This is a genomic window from Dysgonomonas termitidis (assembly GCF_042654545.1).
GTDB classification, from domain to species: Bacteria; Bacteroidota; Bacteroidia; order Bacteroidales; family Dysgonomonadaceae; genus Dysgonomonas; species Dysgonomonas termitidis.
The window spans coordinates 93,392-111,474 of record NZ_JBHSGN010000077.1; the positions used below are offsets into that span (position 1 = coordinate 93,392).

Sequence of the window (18,083 nt, forward strand, 5' to 3'; positions counted from 1 at the left end):
GTAAGCCAATGGCTAAGAAAATAGTAAGAAAGCGAACCCTGAAAAAAACAGGCAGAAAGAGAGCAACGAAATTTGAACCGAAAAGGCTTATTCTGCCATTTGTCATAGCTGCGTGCCTGTGTGTTGTGGCGTTCTTCATTATAAAAGATTATTTTGGAGAATCCGGGTCTTTCGATTCCAGCAAGTATTTTGTAAAGGGAGTGGATGTATCCCATCACAACCCGATCCTTAACTGGGAGAGTGTATTGGAGCAGAACATCACTTTCGCTTATATTAAAGCGACAGAAGGAACTTCCCATGAAGACAGGAATTATCCCTACAATTATGATTTGGCGAGGGAAACCAATATAAAGGTGGGTTCTTACCATTTCTATACATTCGGCCTATCCGGAAAAGAGCAGGCCCTGCACTTTCTGAAAATAGCGCGGTTTAACGCCGGAGATATGCTGCCGGCTATCGATGTGGAACATTCACCGGCCAATCCGTATAGTAAGGATAAAGACTATATTGAAGTTGTCGTAAGTGAATTGAAAGTGCTGGAAAAGGAGTTGTATGAGCATTTTGGCATCCATCCAGTCATTTATACAAATAAAGATTGCTATAAATTATATATCAAAGATAATTTTCCTGATAACCTGATCTGGATGTGTGACCTGCATAATGAGCCGTCCGGTGATGTGAAGAACTGGCGTATATGGCAGTTTTCGCATAAAGGGGAATTGCCCGGGGTGGATGGCGATATTGATTTGAACTACTATCGTTATTCATTTCAGGAGTTTAAAGAATTATTATTACCTTGAGGCTCTAAATATAAATACTGTATGAAAACAAGCATGAATTGCAAAATCGGCGGAGCCAATCACCATTCATCTAAGTGCATGATAATTTTGTCATGCGAGTTTCCATACATCCATTAAAAACAAAATTATAGTATGAAATATATACTTTTCATATCTCTTGCATTTGTTTTCTGCTTTTCATCATGTTTTGATGAAGATAAATTCGATAATACCAGAAAAGGAAACTTTGAGGCTTTGTGGAAAATAATGGATGAGCATTACTGTTTTTTCAGTTATAAGGATGTGGACTGGAACGAAGTTCATACCCGTTATGCAGCACGTATAAGTGAGAGTATGAGCAACGATGCCTTGTTTACGGTATTGGGAGAAATGCTGGCTGAGGTAAAGGACGGGCATGTGAATCTGGTGGCGACCCATGATGTGGCCCGTTACTGGAAATGGTACGAAGATTATCCCTATAATTTCGACACCAAAATACAGGATAATTATCTTGGGACAGACTACAGTATTGCCAGCGGATTGAAGTACAAAATACTGGATGATAATATTGGTTATGTGTACTATGGTAGTTTTTCGAGTGGGATCGGCGATGGTAATCTGTCGCAGGTATTCGACCGTCTGGCCGCATGTGACGGTGTTATCCTCGATGTAAGGAACAACGGCGGGGGGCTAATGACTAACAGTGAAAAACTTGCGTCTTATTTCTTTAATGAGAAGACACTGGTAGCCCATATCCTTCACAAAACTGGTAAGGGACATAATGATTTCTCCGAACCTTATGAAATGCATATAGAGCCGGCAAGCGGGCTGAGATTCCAGAAAAAAGTGGCGGTACTTACCAACCGCAGGTGTTATAGTGCAGCCAATGATTTTGTGAACGCGATGCGTTATGCTCCAAATGCTATTATCATAGGTGATAAAACAGGCGGAGGTTCCGGTTTGCCTTTCTCTTCCGAATTGCCCAATGGCTGGTCGGTACGGTTTTCAGCATCACCCGTCCTGGATGCAGAGAAAGAGCAGATAGAATTTGGCATCGACCCCGATATCTCTCAGGACATGACAGATGAAGATATGGCTAAGGGATTAGATTCGATGATCGAAAGAGCCAGAGAGGTTTTGAAGGCTAATAAATAACGTGAACCAATGATTTAAATAATCTTGAATCAAAAATCACTTTTTACAAAATACTTTATCTATATATTAAGCCGATAGCCTTTAGCTTTTAGCTGATAGTTCTTTGAAAGGATGAACGAGCACTCTCCATTCCCCAAGAGCAGGGCTGTTAAGTTCTGAATCCTTATATACTCTTTGTCATGTTGAACGAAGTGAAACATCTCCTAAATAGAAGGAGATCCTTCGTTCCACTCAGGATGACAGCAGAGAATAACAAAATAAAGCGGAGAACTTAACAGCCCTGCCCCTTGGGGGACTTACGGAGAGAGAAAAAAGGAACAGATAAAAAATAGTGGGAAAAGTGTAACTTTTGTAACTTTTTTGATATAGTTACGAGTTACTTCGCCCTTCGGGCAGTTACGAGTAGACAAGACACGAGATACGAGTTGTTAACTGCTGACTGTTTACTGTTAACTGAAATAAGTGTTACCTTTGTTACCTTTTAACGGTTACGAGTTACTTCGCCCTTCGGGCAGTTACGAGTTACGAGTAGACAAGACACGAGATATGAGTTGTTCACTGATAACTGTTAGCTGTTAATTGAAACAAGTGTTACTTTTGTTACTTTTTAACTATATATAGTTAATGAATGTGAATGTATAAGATGAAAATAATGAAAAAACTGTCAGATGTGTCAGGTTTTAATTAAACATAGTTAATAAACGTAAATATAATAATGAATTATGAGTTTTAAGTAATAAGTTGAAAGACCTGTATTTCTGTTAACTGCTAACTGTAAAAGTTGAATGTGATTTATGATGGTTTTATAGTTAAAATGCAAGATGTATAGAAATTGAGATATTATCTGTTATTATACTATTTTCATCATCCTGCGTCAAATTGTTGTATTAAAGCTAAATATCTAATTTTATTATATTGTGTTTTGACTTTATGATGTTAACGAAATTGAAAATGCTTGATTATGGTCTATATTTTCTGTCATTTTTATGTTGAAAAACAGTTTTTATTGTCATAACGATTAACCTAAAATTTGGCTGTATCAGATTCCTTTTTTGTAACTTTGTTTCTAATTCATGCTAGTTGATATAATTAGTAAAACTTATAAAAATCTTAAGATTATGCCTAAAGTTACAAGAGAAGCTGCTTTAAAGTATCACTCATCAGGCAGACCGGGGAAAATAGAAGTTATTCCCTCAAAACCTCACAGTACTCAAACCGATTTGGCGTTGGCATATTCACCCGGTGTAGCCGAGCCGTGTCTGGAGATAGAAAAATATCCTCAGACGGCATACGATTACACGGCTAAGGGGAATCTGGTGGCAGTCATATCTAACGGTACGGCCGTTCTGGGGCTGGGAGATATCGGGGCTCTGGCAGGCAAACCGGTAATGGAGGGTAAGGGATTACTTTTTAAGATATACGGAGGGATCGATGTCTTTGATATTGAGGTGGATGAGAAAGATCCGGAGAAATTTATACAGACAGTAAAAGCGATTGCCCCTACATTCGGAGGAATCAATCTGGAAGACATAAAAGCTCCTGAATGTTTCGAAATAGAGCGACGTCTGCGGGAAGAACTCGATATTCCGGTGATGCATGACGATCAGCATGGCACGGCTATCATATCGGCGGCCGCATTGCTTAATGCGCTGGATGTATCAAATAAGGATATTTCGAAGATAAAACTGGTTGTGAACGGGGCAGGGGCTTCGGCTGTTGCCTGTACTAACCTGTATATGAAATTCGGAGTCAGGAAAGAAAATATAATTATGTGTGATAGTAAGGGGGTACTTACTACGAGACGTAATGATTTGAGTGATATAAAGAAATGTTTTGCGACCGGTAGGGATATAACAACGCTGGCTGAAGCCTTAGAAGGCGCCGATGTGTTTTTAGGCCTGTCCAAAGCTGATGTACTGACAAAGGAGATGGTTCGCAAAATGGCTCCGGACCCTATTGTATTTGCTTTGGCGAATCCTAATCCCGAGATCTCATACGAAGAAGCAATGGCTTCCCGCGATGATATTATTTTTGCCACAGGCCGTTCCGACTATCCTAATCAGGTCAATAATGTGCTGGGATTTCCTTATATATTCCGCGGCGCGCTCGATGTCAGGGCTACAGGTATCAATGAAGAAATGAAACTTGCCGCGGCACGTGCTATTGCCGATCTGGCAAAGGAACCTGTTCCGGATGTTATCAATACAGCCTATGAGTTGAAGCGTCTGTCATTCGGTAAAGAATACATTATACCTAAACCTCTCGATCCGCGCTTGCTGACGACTGTTTCTGTTGCGGTAGCGAAAGCGGCTATTGAAAGTGGCGTTGCCCGTAAGCAGATTACCGATTGGGATACATATGCGAACAAGCTATCGGAGATGCTGGGTTACAGCAATAAGCTCATACACCGTCTTACGCATTTGGCAAAGAGTGATCCCAAGCGGGTTGTATATTGCGAGGGTAACCATATCAATATGATAAAGGCTGCGATTTTTGCACATAAAGACGGTTTGTGCCATCCTATCCTGTTGGGTAGTGAGGACCGCATCAGGCATATTGCCGGTGAAAACGGGCTTGAGCTGAATGGAATACAAATAATAGATCATCGCAACATATCGGAAGATGTAAGGCGTAGCCGTTACGCAAAGATATTAAGTGATAAGAAATCGAGAGAAGGTATCCGATATCAGGAAGCTTTTGAGAAAATGAGCGACCGCAATTATTTCGGTATGATGATGGTGGAAACAGGGGATGCCGATGCTGTAATAACCGGGATTTACAGTCATTACCGCGAATTTGCGCGTACTGCGCTGGAAGTTATCGGATTACGGCCCAATTACAAGCATTTTGCAGCAATGCATATCGTGCATACCAAGAAAGGGCCTTTTTTCCTGGCTGATACGCTTATAAACCGCTGGCCGGAGGAAGATGTGCTGATAGAAATAGTGAAGTTGACACACGATGCGGTTAAATATTTTGCAACCGAACCTGTAATGGCAATGCTGTCGTTCTCCAATTATGGTGCAGATGATAACGGTAGTCCGAAGAGTATAGCTAACGCTATACGGTACTTCCACGAGAATTATCCTGAATTCAAGATCGACGGCGAAATGCAACTGAACTTTGCAATGAACAAGGAGCTAAGAGACAAGACTTTCCCTTTCAATGCACTAAGAGGTAAGGATGTGAATACATTGATATTCCCGAATCTGAGCTCTGCAAATATATCCAGTAAGCTGCTTATGGAACTCGGCATTGCCGGTGAAAGTATCGGGCCTATTCAGATGGGACTACGCAAGCCGGTTCATTTCACTGATATTGAAAGCTCTGTAAGGGATATTATAAATCTTACGACTGTTGCTGTCGTGGATGCGATTGCATCTCAAAGCGGACAATTGGAAGAGTAGTAAGTATCAGGTACTAAGTATTGAGTAATGACTTACGACTTATTACTCATATCAGGCCTCTCGATTTGAACTCCAGGTATTTATTGATGGAATCGATCGTCAGATTCTCGGGCTTTGACAATATTGTGTAAATCCCGTACCTGTTCAGTTCTTTTACAATAAGCAGTTTGTCATACGACAGCTTTTCAGCCATCCCTTTGCGGAAAGTCTCTTCCATATTGGAGGGTGAGGTATCCAGAACTTCATTAAATTCCGAGTTGAGGAAAAAGGCGACGAGTATCAGATGATCTTTGGCCATACTGCCCAGGTATTTCAATTGGCGGCGCATGCCATTTACTGTTTCAAAGTTGGTATATAGAATTATCAGGCTTCGTTGCGTCAGTTTACGGCGTACAGTGACATATAGGCGTTCATAGTCGGCCTCTTTGAAATCGGTTTGCTGAGCGTACAGAGTTTCCAGTATCTTGTTCCGTTGGCGGCGATGCTTATCGGCAGGCAATATTTCGTCTATCCCTTTCGAAAAGGTAATCAATCCGGCTTTATCGCCTTTGTTAAGCGCTGTACTGCATACCATTAAAGTCGAATTGATCGCATAATCGAGCAATGTCAGTCCGTTGAACGGCATTTTCATTGTGCGCCCTTTGTCGATAAGGCAATATACAGGCTGCGACTTTTCTTCCTGGTATGTATTTACCATAAGTTGGTTTATACGGGCTGTTGCCTTGTAATTGATTGTACGGGGATCGTCGCCGGATATATAATGTTTTATATGGTCGAATTCCGTTGCATGCCCTATCCGCCTGATTCTTTTTACCCCGTAATCGGTCAGACGGTGCGATGCCGCCAGCAATTCATATTTATGCATCTCTATAAATGACGGATATACCGCCACATCCTTATGGTTGTCGAAGATATAGCGTCTGCTGACGAAGCCGAATAAACCTGCTACATAAACATTTAAAGAGCCAAATTGATATACTCCCCGCTGAGTGGGACGTAAGTCGTAATAGAAGACTTCTGATCTGTCGGCTGCCAGAGATGTTCTGAATATCAGATCCCTTTTCTGAAATTGGAAAGGAACTTCTTCTACGATTTTTATCCTGACTTTGAAAGGGTATTTATTTGTGATAGAGATAGATATTGTGTTCTGATCGCCATTGGACAATCTGTCGGGACAATTACGTGTTCCTGCTATTCCTTTCTTCTGACGAAAGACAGTGAATATATCCAGAAGGATAAATACGCAGAATACGCCCAACGCAAGCTGCATCAGGTAGAAATATTCATCGAAAATAAAGCATGTGAAAAGTCCTATTACACATAATGCCAGTGTAATAAAGAGCAGGTTTGTAAGATAGAGACTCTTAATAAACCGTATTATCGGGGAACCTCCGCTTTGTCTATCAATTGCCATATGATTGTATCGGTGGATGTACCGTCCATTTCTTTTTCAGGTGTTAATAATACTCTGTGGCGAAGCACAGGCACGGCCATTTCTTTTATATCGTCGGGTGTGATAAAATCTCGGCCTCTGATGGCTGCCAACGCTTTTGATGCATTCAGAATGGCCAGGGAAGCACGAGGCGAGGCGCCTAATGTTATCCATGGACTCTGACGGGTGGCAGATACTATTTGTGCGATGTATTCGAGTAAATGATGTTCGACCAGCACTTTTTCCACAGTCTGACGTAAACGGTTGAGCTTTCCGGCATCCAGCACAGGGTTTATAACTGCATCTATAGTGAGTTCGCCTTTGTTCTGGCGATCAAGAATAGCGATTTCATCGACGATATTCGGATAATCCACTACTATCTTGAAAAGGAAACGGTCCAGTTGTGCTTCCGGCAGGCGGTAAGTACCTTCCTGTTCGATAGGGTTTTGCGTGGCTATTACGAGGAACGGATAGTCCATCTTATATGTGGTACCGTCATTTGTAACCTGACGTTCTTCCATTACTTCGAATAAAGCTGCCTGGGTTTTGGCCGGAGAACGGTTAATCTCGTCTATCAGGACTATATTGGAGAATATAGGCCCTTTCTTGAATTCGAACTTAGCGGCTCCCGGCATGAAAATACTCGTGCCCAATACGTCTGACGGCATCAGGTCGGGGGTAAATTGGATGCGGCTGAATCCTACATCGATTGTCTTAGCTAAAAGTTTTGCCGATAATGTTTTTGCAACGCCGGGCACACCTTCTACCAGCACATGGCCATTTGCCAGAATAGCAACAATCATTTGTTCTATCAACTGATGCTGGCCGACAACAACCCGCCCGATTTCATTTTTTATGCTTTGAACGCCTTGGCTCAATTCGGAGAAATCTATTCTCGACTGGAATTCTAAATCTGACATATATCTCTGTTTATTTGTTCTTTACAGTTCTATAAAACTCTTCCAACAAGTTATTGTATCTAAGGAATGGCTGGGTTTCTATAAAGGCCAATGTGGATAAGTCTTTATAGATATGGAACAGTTCACTGAGCCGGTCCTTGTCCATCCCCGATTTCGCACTCAATACATTTACAAATTCATTGTCGATGTTTTCGGTGGACATATAATAATGCTTCCTGATGTAATCGAGGAAATATGCATGTCGTTTTATTAATATGGTCATGAAATCATTCTTACGGTAATAAAGGTTACTTATCGTTCCCAGAAATTCTAATGATGAATTCACCGGAGGCTTGATGATTGGAATAGCCCGTTGGGTGCGTTTTGAGCGGAATAGCATGAACAGCAAAAAACCGATGAGAATAGCATACAATGCTACACGCAATGGCGGATTATTCAACATTATCTTAAAATCGCTTCCTTCGCCCAGTGAACCCTGCTTCTGATATTCGTCCCAAATTATCTTACTGTTTTTGGGCAGGTATGATAAACACCGGAATCCAAAATCGTACTTCCCGGTTTGGAGCATGTTCACATTCGCAAAAGCCGAAGGTACGGAATGCAGGTAGATATGGCCTTTACCATACTTAACATCGATAAATACGGTATCTTTCTTATTGTTAAAGGCCAAAGGTCTGACAGAGAGTTTACAACTATCCGTATTAAATTTTACTTGTCCCTGAATACTGCCGAAACTGTATTTTCTTGCAGGGTGGTCAGTAAGGTTATAAACTGTATCTGTCTGGAAATATTTTGTATCCGTCTTTATCTTTAATGTATCCAAAAGCTTTCTGTCTATCGTTTCGGCAGAAATAAAGACGTTATTACCCAACCCTACAAAATCCAGCATATACTCCATATCCAGCTTATCGAGCGTAAAACTTGTGTTTATAAATATATATGAGGTAGTATCTGATATATTATCCAGATCGGCATACCATGAAGTGGGATCATATTCTTCCGTGAGAGTACTGCCGGTTTCTATTTGCTCTTCCATATAACTTGTTGCGGAGTCGGTTTCATAGTCCGGATAATCCGTGACTGTAGATTCCTCATATGTATCGTAATAATCCTTGTCTTCGTATGAGTATGAATCATCATAAGTTAGGTATTCTCCCACATTTTTCTTCAGGTTGTTATAGGCCGGCATGCGGGTGACCCGTATATTCTTTTCATCAAAAATATCGTCCAGTAGCTGATAGGTAATATATGTACCATAAGGTCCGGTTTTCGAATTGATGAAAGTAGGCGACCAGTCTACAGGCTTTGGCGCCCTGGATCTTGCGAATGGGAGTCCGAATAATAAGAGGACAATCACCACTATGAGTGCTATCATCTTCTTATCTTTCATTGGCTATCGTTTTAGAGAAAGACTCCATCCGGCTACATATAAGAGGGAAGTTCGTTTCATCGGGAATGAATTCTCCATACCATATATAATCGAAAATCAGCGTCGTTTCCATAAAATTGGAGCGTACGGTCTGATTTTCTATCTCGTACTGGTAACTGTAGTTGGTCTTATTTGGCTTCCACTCTATAAACTCCTTATCCGTTAAAAGTTTCAGATTTTTTAGATAAAGGAAGCGTATAACAAGGCGGTAATCTTTATTTTTCAACGCATTCGCTATCAGCGAATCAAAATCCATATCGTGTACATTCTCGGTATAAATATCGATTTCGGGCGTATCCATCTTTTTCTTCCCGAATACTGTCCTGAGGTCTACTCCGGCAAATTTCAGGACAATAAGGCATATAATAACAATTAGCGCTATCAGGACTATAACTCCAGGAAAGCCCGATTCTGCTATAGCTGAAAATATATCTTCGAAGAGATTGAAGAACCAATTTTTAACTTTATCCCACCATGAGGGAGTTTTTTCGACTCTTTTGTACTGGAAGCGATTATCGTTCTGGTATTCTTTTATTTTCGTTTCATCAGGGATTCTGAAATCCACAGTTTCCTGTACAGGTGATGTCGTAATGGTTTGTATTGTGTCGGTCTGCGCCGGAAGATATGAGAATAGACAAGTGAAGAATATAAATAATATACTCTTTATAAATGTTATATCTTTCTTATTGTTCAACACAGAGACCGGGTTAATATGGGATGCTTGGAGGAGTATCGTTATGGTTTCCTATACTGTCTATCTCAAATTCCAGATCGTTGCCTTCTATCTTGTTGCGATGGCTGTAATACATGACTCCCATAGCTGTATACATTATTATATATGAGAATAAAGATCCCACAAAGAGAATCATGATGGATAAGATAAAGAAAAAATCGTTGGCGAAAAATTTAACCTGAAACGTACTTGCTATCAACCCTATATAGTAGGGTATGGCAAATACGGAACCAATCAAAGAGAGTATAATTACAAACACTAAGCCATAACCTAATGTTATCCAGAAATTATTCCTGACTAACTCGATGCTTCGTTGGAAACTATCCATAATACCTAGATCTTCATTGATATATGCATATAGATAAAATCCCAGATAAACCATAACAATAATACCCGGTATAATACATAAAACGAAACCTATCGTGAATGCCAGCCCAAAAAGAATCGAAGCCCCGAAAGCAGGCAACGCTACTTTGGCTGTTTTTTTCCATACTTGTATATTGTCGACAACTCCGTCATCCGATTTTACATACATCGACATATAAGATATGGTAAATAATATCATGGCGAACATGGCAAGCCACAGTAGTATATACCCGATGGCAGCCATAAGAAATGAGGATACCGTGAAATCTTCATAGGGATTATTTAATCCGTGAGTTCCCATCTGATAATACATGCTGAACAGGTTTGGTATACAGAATGCAGCTATCAGCAATAGAGGTATCAGATAAGAAAGACCTCTGGCAATAGGCCCGAAATTCTGTTTGATAAATTTTATTGCCATATCGAAGTTACCACTGAAATCGCGGTTTCCGTTCAATCTGATTTTTTCATGTGTCTCCATTCGTTTTTTTGTTTATAAGATAAGGGTAATAAATAAAATACCATATGATAAATAATGCCGACAGGCCTATTATTGTAAGTTTAAGATATATATGCATATCTGTGAGGCGGGTAATATAACTTTCGATAAAAGCAGCTACAATAAAGACGGGAATCAGGCCCACTACTATTTTTGCAGCATCTTTCACCGCTCTCTGCACGGCATCGATCCGTTTGTATGTGCCGGGGAACAGGATGCTGTTTCCCAAAACCATACCTGCACCTCCGGATATGATAATAGCCGATATTTCCAATGTGCCATGCAGCCATATGACAGCCGCCGATTCACCGAGTAATCCATATTGGTAGAAAAAATATTGGAATACACCCAGCATTACCCCATTGGAAAACAGTATATAAACTGTTCCAACAGAGCAAAATATCCCGAAAATAAAAGCATAGAATGCTACCCTGATATTATTGCTGCCTATACCGAAAAACATCCATCCTTTAGCATCGTCTTTATATACGCCCATCGGATCTCCGTTTTCTATATTTTCGAGAGTCATGTTCACGTATCCCTGCCCGAGTACTGCGCTTGAAAAATCAGATTCCTGTTGCAGGGAAAAGATTCCCAAAAGTACGCCTGCAAGCATGAACAGGAATGCATAAAGCATATTCTTCCTGTACCGGTACATGATAAGCGGTAATTCGGTTTTCCAGAAGCGGAGGAAACGGCCGTTCTCCTTTTTTCGGTACTGGTATATATTAATAAAATAGCGGCCGGCAAGCTGATTAAGATATCTTACTGTCTGTGATTTGGGATAAAAAGTACGTGCATACGAGAGATCGTCTGTAAGTTCTATGAAGTTGTCAGCGAGTGTTTCAGCCGGAATATCTTTATCTTTGGTCTGACTGTCTATCTGCTGCCACTTATTCCTATTTTCCTTAACAAAGGCGGCTTCTCTCATTAGTTTGTAGTTCGTATTTAGAATTATTTTCACAAATATAATCCTTTGCCTAAAAAGAAAGAAAGAAATGTGGTAATAATCATACAAAAAAATTAAATTTGTCAATTATAAATAATAGAGAGTATCTGGAATTGTGATTTTTAGTCATTATAATGGGAAAACAAAACAGATATAGGTGCAAAAAAGGCTTGAAGCCTTATTTTATTTATCGAAATGATTATTGAAGTTCAGACAACACAAAATGTAACTATAGATTACGAAACTGCGGGCGTAGGACAGCGTATACTAGCATATCTACTCGATCTTATTGCTATTATTGTGTGGGTTATCGGCTGGTTTTGGATTTTGGGGACGGTGGCGTCTTTTGGAATAAATCAGGCTTTCAGTGGGGATATCTTTGCAATCTTTCTCGTTATTATCATTTTTTTTCCTGTAATCTTCTATCATTTGCTTTTCGAAATTTTAAATAACGGGCAGAGTCCCGGTAAAATGGTCATGAAAATAAGGGTTGTCAACGTTGACGGTACAGCTCCTACATCTAGCTCTTTCCTCATAAGATGGCTTTTTCGTTTGATAGACTTCTCCCTGACAGAAGGTTTTCTGGCGGTAATCATGGTGGCTGTGACAAAAAAATCGCAACGTTTGGGCGACCTTCTGGCCGGAACCACGGTTATAGACCTCAAATTAAATAGTCGTAACAGGGAATTATCCATCACCGATCTCGATTTCCATGAAGATTATAAGGTGACTTATATAGATGTTCTGGATAGACTATCCGATAAGGATATTCAGACTATCAGTTCTATAATAGAGGATCAGCGCATGCGCGACAGCGATTACTTCAACCAGCGGCTGGCCGAACGTATAAAGTCCATTACGGGATATACTTATAATGGACCCGACAGGGTGTTTCTTCGTAAAGTAGTAAGTGATTATAATTATCAGGCAGTACAGGACATATAAAAAAATAAAGCTGCGTGAATATAAAGTAAAGCGGGCAAATATGCCTTATTACATCTTTGAGCCTATCTGTTTATAAAACGTCTATTTTGGGGAATTTTTCTGTTATCATATTGATATTCTTCACTATATGCTCTTCAGGTTTTAGACCGGAAACAACCCTCTTCATCCATCCTTTTTCTTCCGGATTAATGGTTGTGCCCGAATATTGATCGGCTAGTGATAGTATGGAAAATCGTACACTTGAATATACAGAATGCATCTTTGTTTTCATAGGCTTAAATAGTTTGTTACAGTGACTAATACGTTCCTATTAATAAAGATGCATTCTGCTTGTCAAAAGTTGCAAGGATATAAAATATTATTTATTTTTTGTCGTAGCTTTAGTCGTGGATGCAGGTCTTTTACCATCCGTTTTTTCTTCTGGTTTGGCTTCTATTCCCGGTTTAGTATCTGTTTTTATCTTTGCCGCCGGCTTTTTAGCTTTCGGTCCGGTTTTAACCTTTGTGGTCAATCCTGTCTTGTCCTCGGATTTTGCAGAGGCAACAGCCACTTTTTTCTTCGATGCTTTCGGGGCAGGAGCAGGCTTCTCTTCCTTAATGGTTTCAGGTTTTGAAACGGGTTTATCCGTAGCCTTGGATGCAGTGCCCTTTGTTTTTGTCTCCAGTTTCTTAATCTTGTCTTCTAACCGGTCTATTTCGTCTGCCTGGTTGTGGATAGTTGTCAGCAGGGCGTTCAATTCTTCGTTTTCGATCGAACTAGGGAATTCGGCATCTACTCTTTCCTTGAAATCACTCAATACATTCATATAAGTATTGAATGCTTCGTATGGAGAGGCGTAAGGGCTGAACGGCAGGTCATGTTTTGTTCCCATATAATAGAAGTGGTCGCTCGATTGCAGATAATTCCAGTCTTGCAACAGCCGTCTCGACTGGCTCATACTCACACGTTCGGCAACTTCGTAGAGTTTGTGGAAAGCTTCCTGTTGCAGTGTATTGCCTAACCATGCCGATATATCCCTTTCTTCGCCTACCCATGATATCGGGTGCATAGACGAAATACTGTCTACCGGTTTCAGCATATTCAGTACCTCGGAAGGGGTGGCAAATCCGATATTCTTTTCTTTGGCAAATCGAGGCAACGCCCTTATAAAATCAAATATTCCCGAACTTTTCTTTTGGAAGTTGCCCAGTGCCTCATAATTCATAAACAGGTTGATTACCTGTTCTTCCTTTGGTGTGGCGGCTATCCAGTTTATAAATTTGTCGGCGGTAAGCGGATACTCGCTCCAGTTATAATTGGAGAAGCGGGTTGCGATATCATCACTGAATCGTGGGTTGCGCATCAATAGCTTCAGTTTCGGTTGTGCAGCCGATTTATATACATAATTGGGGCTTTTCCATCCTAAAGTTCTTTTTGCTCCGGGAGTGATCATACCCGTAAATCCCATATCGTGGACAAGCTCGGCGATATCGTCCGAGTATATCAGTTCCGTGTTACGGAATATTTTCGGACGTTGCCCAAACAGGCTTTCTATTTTATCGTCATGTTCCTTTACCTGTTTTTTAAACCCTTCGGGATCAATAAGCGACGCCAGGGAATGCCCTTGTGTTTCAGATAAGAATTCGACACATCCTGTATCGGCGAGTTCCTTGAATCCATCGATTACCTCCGGGGCATATATCTCCATCTGGTCCAGTGCCACACCCGAGATCGAGAATGCGGCCTTGAACTTTCCGTTGTATTCTTTTATCATATCCAGCATCAATCTATTGGCCGGAATAAAGGAAACTTCGGCTACCCGCTGGATGAAATCTTCATTGGCAAAGTCATCATAATAATAGTGGTCGCCTCCGATATTGAAGAACCTGTACCTTTTAAGGCGGTGTGGCTGATGTATCTGGAAGTAGAAACAAATATTTTTCATAATTTATATTTTTTTAGTTACAAGTTACGAGTTACGAGTAAACAAGCTACTTGTACTATTTTTAATTTTTTTCAATCAATTTTTACTCTCGCTGCAAGTCCCCCTCCGGGGAATTAGGGAGCTGCTTTAGTTACACAAGTTATTATATATATCCCTTACTTTCTGTCCTGCATATTCCCATTTGATATTATCCACTTCGGCTTTGCCCTCTTTGCTGAGAAAATCCGCCATAGCATCATATGTACAAATAGAATATATGGCATCTGCCATGGCATCTACATCCCAGTAGTCTACCTTTACGGCCTTGTCCAGAATTTCGGCGCATCCCGATTGTTTGGAGATAATGGTAGGGATACTGCATTGCATGGCTTCCAACGGGGAAATCCCGAAAGGCTCGGATACCGATGGCATTACATATACATCGCTGCGTTTCAGCATTTCATACACTTGCTTCCCTTTGAGGAAGCCTGTGAAATGGAAGCGGTCCGATATACCCTTTTCGGCAGCCAGATACAGCATGCGTTCCATCATATCGCCGCTGCCTGCCATAACAAATTGTATATGCTTGGCCCTTTCCAGTACACGGGCAGCTGCCTCCACAAAGTATTCCGGGCCTTTTTGCATGGTTATGCGCCCGAGGAAAGTAACCACTTTGTCTTTTATTCCTTTTTCGGTATTGATGGCTAGTATTTCGGGGCTTAAAGGTTCTACGGCATTGTGAACTGTGGTTACTTTTGCCGGGTCCTGATAGTATTTTTCAATTACCGTCTGACGGGTAAGATTACTTACGCAAATGATATGGTCGGCATGATCCATCCCGTTTTTCTCCATCTGGTATACCTGTGGATTTACATTGCCGCGGCTACGGTCGAAATCGGTAGCGTGTACATGTATCACCAGTGGCTTTCCTAATATATTTTTGGCATGTATACCTGCAGGGTAGGTGAGCCAGTCGTGTGAATGGATAATATCGTAATTGTGGGTACGGGCAATCACACCCGCCATAATCGAATAGTTATTTATCTCTTCGAGGAGATTGTCGGGATAACGTCCCGAGAATTCGATACAACCCAAATCGTTGGTATGCATGTAACTAAAATCGGCATAAATATGATCCCGCATATTATAATATTCCTGAGGGTCCATATATTTTGAAAGCCTTTCGCTTACATAATCCCAATAAACGTCTTTCCATACAACAGGGGTATTGCATGCCCCGATGATTTTCAGAAAACTCTGGTCCTCATCTCCCCTAGGCTTCGGTATTACGAATGTAATATCCATATCAGGCTGCATCGCCATGCCTCTGGTAAGGCCATAACTTGCAGTTCCGAGCCCTCCTAATATATGAGGAGGAAACTCCCATCCAAACATTAATGCTTTCATATACTTTCAAAATTAAGCATTAATGAAACCGAGAAAATAGCAAGTGTCAATTTTCCGTCTCTCATTAATATTTTTTATGCGGTTAATACTTTTCTTAATATTCATCTGCAAATGCTTTTTGTAGGTTTAATGCCCAGATAACCCCTGCCACGCTAAGGGAATACGATATAGGCCCATGTCCGGAATACGGGATGCTGCCGTCGTAAAGTGCCGAGAGCGAAGCAATACAGTCGTTCGACATTTCATCTTCTATTCCGATGAGCAGGCGGTCGAGAAACGAATAGCCACTCCGTTGGAATATTTTCATGTATGCTTCCATATACGGGCCAAGCAACCATGGCCATGAGGCTCCGTTGTATGCGCTATGGGTTTTATCGGCGGCAGAGCCTTCATAGCGTGGGCGGAATCCGATGCTTTTAGGACTGAGGGAGCGTATTCCTTTGGCTGTGAGTAATTCTTTAGTGACAATATCTATGACGGACTTGCTTTGCCGTTTGTCCAGGAGGGGATAGTCCTGGGATATGGCCAGAAGCATATTCGGCCTTACACTCCAGTCCACATAGTTTCCTGCTACATAATCGTAGAGGTAACCGCCATCGTTGTAAAAAACGTCGATGAATGAAGTTTTTACTATTTCGGCTAATAGGCACATTTTCTTTTCAAGTTTTGCATCTTCCAGATGACGGGCAATATCCTGGTTAAACATTAATGCGTTATACCAGAAAGCATTGATTTCGACTAGACATCCGGTGCGTGGCAGGGGATAGTTGCCGGCCGCCACGGCGTTGTCCATCCAGCTAGGGTGTCCTGCACGGTTGTCTACGCTCAGTAATCCGTTTGTTAACGGGGTGAGGCCAGGGTGCTTCCCTTCCTGTATGAAAGCTACAATTTTGCTGGTTAGCAATGCGTATTTGGCATAAAAACGGTCTTTTTCTGTATCGGAAAATCGTTTCAACGCCCAGAGCGCCCAAAGCAATACATCCGCATCACCTATATCTTTGAGAAAGCCTGTCAGAGGGTTCCCTTCCATGAAAGCCTCTATTGTTGGGATTGCGGTATCCATTACCTCTTCGAAGGCTTCATGTTTGCCTAAGCCGATCGTTAGTCCCGGTAAAGACATAAATTGCTCCCGGGCGGTAACTTGTCCCCAAGGGTAGCCGTTCAGCAGGTATAATTCATTTTTGGAGGGACGAAAATAAAACTGGTGACCGGAATTTTTAAGGCAATTGTAGAAAGAAGAGCGCGGTGTACGTTCCTTTACTCCTTCTTCGAATAACAGAGATAGTCTTCCGGTATCGGCATGGACATCGCTTGCCGAAAATATAATGGATTCACCTTTTGTAATAGGGAGTTCGAAATAACCAGGAACATATAAGTCTTCCTTATACGGGAGGCCTTCTTCCTTATCTCTATCATATTCTATCCCCTTGTACCAATTGGGTTCGAATACAAAATTCGCCGCTTTGTTGAATTGCATGTACAACTCGGGATAACCGCTGTACATACACATACTGATACCGTTTTCCACTTCTTTATAGCCATGTTCGGCAACCGTGTTTTCTACCGTCAGGGTATTGATCTCACGAAAGGCAAGGAATGGTTTGAAGCGTATGGTTGTCGGTGAATGTGCATCCAGAAGCGTGTACCGGATGAAGATAGTGTTGTCTTCGAGCGAAAACATTTTTTCTTTCGACAGGATTACTCCTCCGACCCTGTATATGGTGCGGGGTAATGAATCGCAGCTAAACTCACGGATGTATTTGTGCCCCATGGGGCTGTAATTGTCCCCGTCGTATTTATGTATTCCCAGATTGAAGTCGGCACCGTGCTGTATAACAGTTTCATCGAAAGAAGAGAGTAGCACGTGGTTCGAATTGTCAAGTTTGGGCACAGGCATAACGAGTAGTCCGTGTTGTTTGCGCGTATTGCATTCTACGAGTGTAGTACAATGATAAGCTCCACGTCGGTTTGTTCTAAGTATCTCTCTTCGAAGAGAGTATTCTAGATTAACCATCCGGGATTTATCAAATTTAAGATAGGTGTTCGCCTTGTTATAATCCATAATTTTTTAACAGTTATACTGTGTATACATAACTGAATAAGTCAGGATACTTTATCCAGAGCCTATTTCTGATTTTAAAGATAGCAAAAATGTTAAT

Annotated in this window: 14 protein-coding genes; 4 read left to right on the forward strand and 10 right to left on the reverse strand. The window is 41.2% G+C overall.

Annotated elements, in window-relative coordinates; all coding sequences use genetic code 11:
* Positions 1-8: 8 nt before the first annotated feature.
* The 3 genes from ACFO6W_RS13115 (at position 9) to ACFO6W_RS13125 (ending at position 5,341) form a co-directional block, all read left to right on the forward strand.
* Positions 9-800: a glycoside hydrolase family 25 protein gene (locus tag ACFO6W_RS13115; RefSeq protein ID WP_379997132.1), complete on the forward strand. Its 792-nt coding sequence runs from the start codon at positions 9-11 to the stop codon at positions 798-800.
* A gap of 132 nt (positions 801-932) precedes the next feature.
* A complete protein-coding gene (locus tag ACFO6W_RS13120; RefSeq protein ID WP_379997134.1) occupies positions 933-1,934 on the forward strand; it encodes a S41 family peptidase in 1,002 nt (333 codons plus the stop codon).
* Between the two features lie 1,118 nt (positions 1,935-3,052).
* Positions 3,053-5,341 carry an NADP-dependent malic enzyme gene (locus tag ACFO6W_RS13125; RefSeq protein ID WP_379997136.1) on the forward strand — a complete coding sequence of 763 codons (2,289 nt, stop codon included), beginning with the start codon at positions 3,053-3,055 and terminating at the stop codon, positions 5,339-5,341.
* Positions 5,342-5,387: 46 nt separating this feature from the next.
* On the opposite strand, the gene ACFO6W_RS13130 is transcribed toward ACFO6W_RS13125, so the two are convergent.
* The 6 genes from ACFO6W_RS13130 to ACFO6W_RS13155 are packed head-to-tail and all read right to left on the reverse strand — an operon-like array spanning position 5,388 to position 11,684.
* Positions 5,388-6,755: a DUF58 domain-containing protein gene (locus ACFO6W_RS13130; RefSeq protein ID WP_379997138.1), complete on the reverse strand. Its 1,368-nt coding sequence runs from the start codon at positions 6,753-6,755 to the stop codon at positions 5,388-5,390.
* The gene (locus tag ACFO6W_RS13135; RefSeq protein ID WP_379997140.1) at positions 6,719-7,693 is read right to left on the reverse strand and encodes an AAA family ATPase; all 975 of its coding nucleotides are present in this window, start codon (positions 7,691-7,693) and stop codon (positions 6,719-6,721) included. Before ACFO6W_RS13135 ends, ACFO6W_RS13130 begins: the two co-directional genes overlap by 37 nt.
* Positions 7,694-7,703: 10 nt before the next feature.
* Positions 7,704-9,083 carry a DUF4350 domain-containing protein gene (locus ACFO6W_RS13140; RefSeq protein ID WP_379997142.1) on the reverse strand — a complete coding sequence of 460 codons (1,380 nt, stop codon included), beginning with the start codon at positions 9,081-9,083 and terminating at the stop codon, positions 7,704-7,706.
* Positions 9,073-9,819 (reverse strand): hypothetical protein, encoded by a 747-nt coding sequence (locus tag ACFO6W_RS13145; RefSeq protein WP_379997144.1) that lies wholly within the window; start codon positions 9,817-9,819, stop codon positions 9,073-9,075. The genes ACFO6W_RS13140 and ACFO6W_RS13145 overlap by 11 nt, the downstream gene beginning before the upstream one ends.
* Positions 9,820-9,829: 10 nt before the next feature.
* Complete coding sequence (locus tag ACFO6W_RS13150) at positions 9,830-10,702, reverse strand: DUF7847 domain-containing protein (RefSeq protein WP_379997146.1); 873 nt, start codon at positions 10,700-10,702, stop codon at positions 9,830-9,832.
* On the reverse strand, positions 10,689-11,684 hold the full coding sequence (locus ACFO6W_RS13155) for a stage II sporulation protein M (protein WP_379997148.1): 996 nt from the start codon (positions 11,682-11,684) through the stop codon (positions 10,689-10,691). The genes ACFO6W_RS13150 and ACFO6W_RS13155 overlap by 14 nt, the downstream gene beginning before the upstream one ends.
* A 180-nt stretch (positions 11,685-11,864) precedes the next feature.
* On the opposite strand from ACFO6W_RS13155, the gene ACFO6W_RS13160 reads away from it, so the two are divergent.
* Positions 11,865-12,614, forward strand: a complete 750-nt coding sequence (locus ACFO6W_RS13160) for an RDD family protein (RefSeq protein WP_379997150.1) — start codon at positions 11,865-11,867, stop codon at positions 12,612-12,614.
* A 70-nt stretch (positions 12,615-12,684) separates the two neighbouring features.
* Here ACFO6W_RS13160 and ACFO6W_RS13165 read toward each other — a convergent pair whose 3' ends face one another.
* The 4 genes from ACFO6W_RS13165 to ACFO6W_RS13180 form a co-directional block, all read right to left on the reverse strand.
* Entirely contained in the window at positions 12,685-12,885 is a 201-nt protein-coding gene (locus ACFO6W_RS13165) for a hypothetical protein (protein ID WP_379997152.1), read from the reverse strand.
* A gap of 87 nt (positions 12,886-12,972) precedes the next feature.
* The gene (locus tag ACFO6W_RS13170; RefSeq protein WP_379997154.1) at positions 12,973-14,538 is read right to left on the reverse strand and encodes a polysaccharide deacetylase family protein; all 1,566 of its coding nucleotides are present in this window, start codon (positions 14,536-14,538) and stop codon (positions 12,973-12,975) included.
* A gap of 126 nt (positions 14,539-14,664) precedes the next feature.
* Entirely contained in the window at positions 14,665-15,924 is a 1,260-nt protein-coding gene (locus ACFO6W_RS13175; protein WP_379997156.1) for a glycosyltransferase family 4 protein, read from the reverse strand.
* Between the two features lie 94 nt (positions 15,925-16,018).
* Complete coding sequence (locus ACFO6W_RS13180) at positions 16,019-17,986, reverse strand: glycogen debranching enzyme N-terminal domain-containing protein (protein ID WP_379997158.1); 1,968 nt, start codon at positions 17,984-17,986, stop codon at positions 16,019-16,021.
* Positions 17,987-18,083: the final 97 nt, after the last annotated feature.

Excerpts from the sequence above, each read along its gene's own strand:
- ACFO6W_RS13115 (WP_379997132.1), top strand. The coding sequence starts at position 9 with ATGGCTAAGAAAATAGTAAGAAAGCGAACCCTGAAAAAAACAGGCAGA.
- ACFO6W_RS13120 (WP_379997134.1), top strand. The coding sequence starts at position 933 with ATGAAATATATACTTTTCATATCTCTTGCATTTGTTTTCTGCTTTTCA.
- ACFO6W_RS13125 (WP_379997136.1), top strand. The coding sequence starts at position 3,053 with ATGCCTAAAGTTACAAGAGAAGCTGCTTTAAAGTATCACTCATCAGGC.
- ACFO6W_RS13130 (WP_379997138.1), bottom strand. The coding sequence starts at position 6,755 with ATGGCAATTGATAGACAAAGCGGAGGTTCCCCGATAATACGGTTTATT.
- ACFO6W_RS13135 (WP_379997140.1), bottom strand. The coding sequence starts at position 7,693 with ATGTCAGATTTAGAATTCCAGTCGAGAATAGATTTCTCCGAATTGAGC.
- ACFO6W_RS13140 (WP_379997142.1), bottom strand. The coding sequence starts at position 9,083 with ATGAAAGATAAGAAGATGATAGCACTCATAGTGGTGATTGTCCTCTTA.
- ACFO6W_RS13150 (WP_379997146.1), bottom strand. The coding sequence starts at position 10,702 with ATGGAGACACATGAAAAAATCAGATTGAACGGAAACCGCGATTTCAGT.
- ACFO6W_RS13160 (WP_379997150.1), top strand. The coding sequence starts at position 11,865 with ATGATTATTGAAGTTCAGACAACACAAAATGTAACTATAGATTACGAA.
- ACFO6W_RS13165 (WP_379997152.1), bottom strand. The coding sequence starts at position 12,885 with ATGAAAACAAAGATGCATTCTGTATATTCAAGTGTACGATTTTCCATA.
- ACFO6W_RS13170 (WP_379997154.1), bottom strand. The coding sequence starts at position 14,538 with ATGAAAAATATTTGTTTCTACTTCCAGATACATCAGCCACACCGCCTT.
- ACFO6W_RS13175 (WP_379997156.1), bottom strand. The coding sequence starts at position 15,924 with ATGAAAGCATTAATGTTTGGATGGGAGTTTCCTCCTCATATATTAGGA.
- ACFO6W_RS13180 (WP_379997158.1), bottom strand. The coding sequence starts at position 17,986 with ATGGATTATAACAAGGCGAACACCTATCTTAAATTTGATAAATCCCGG.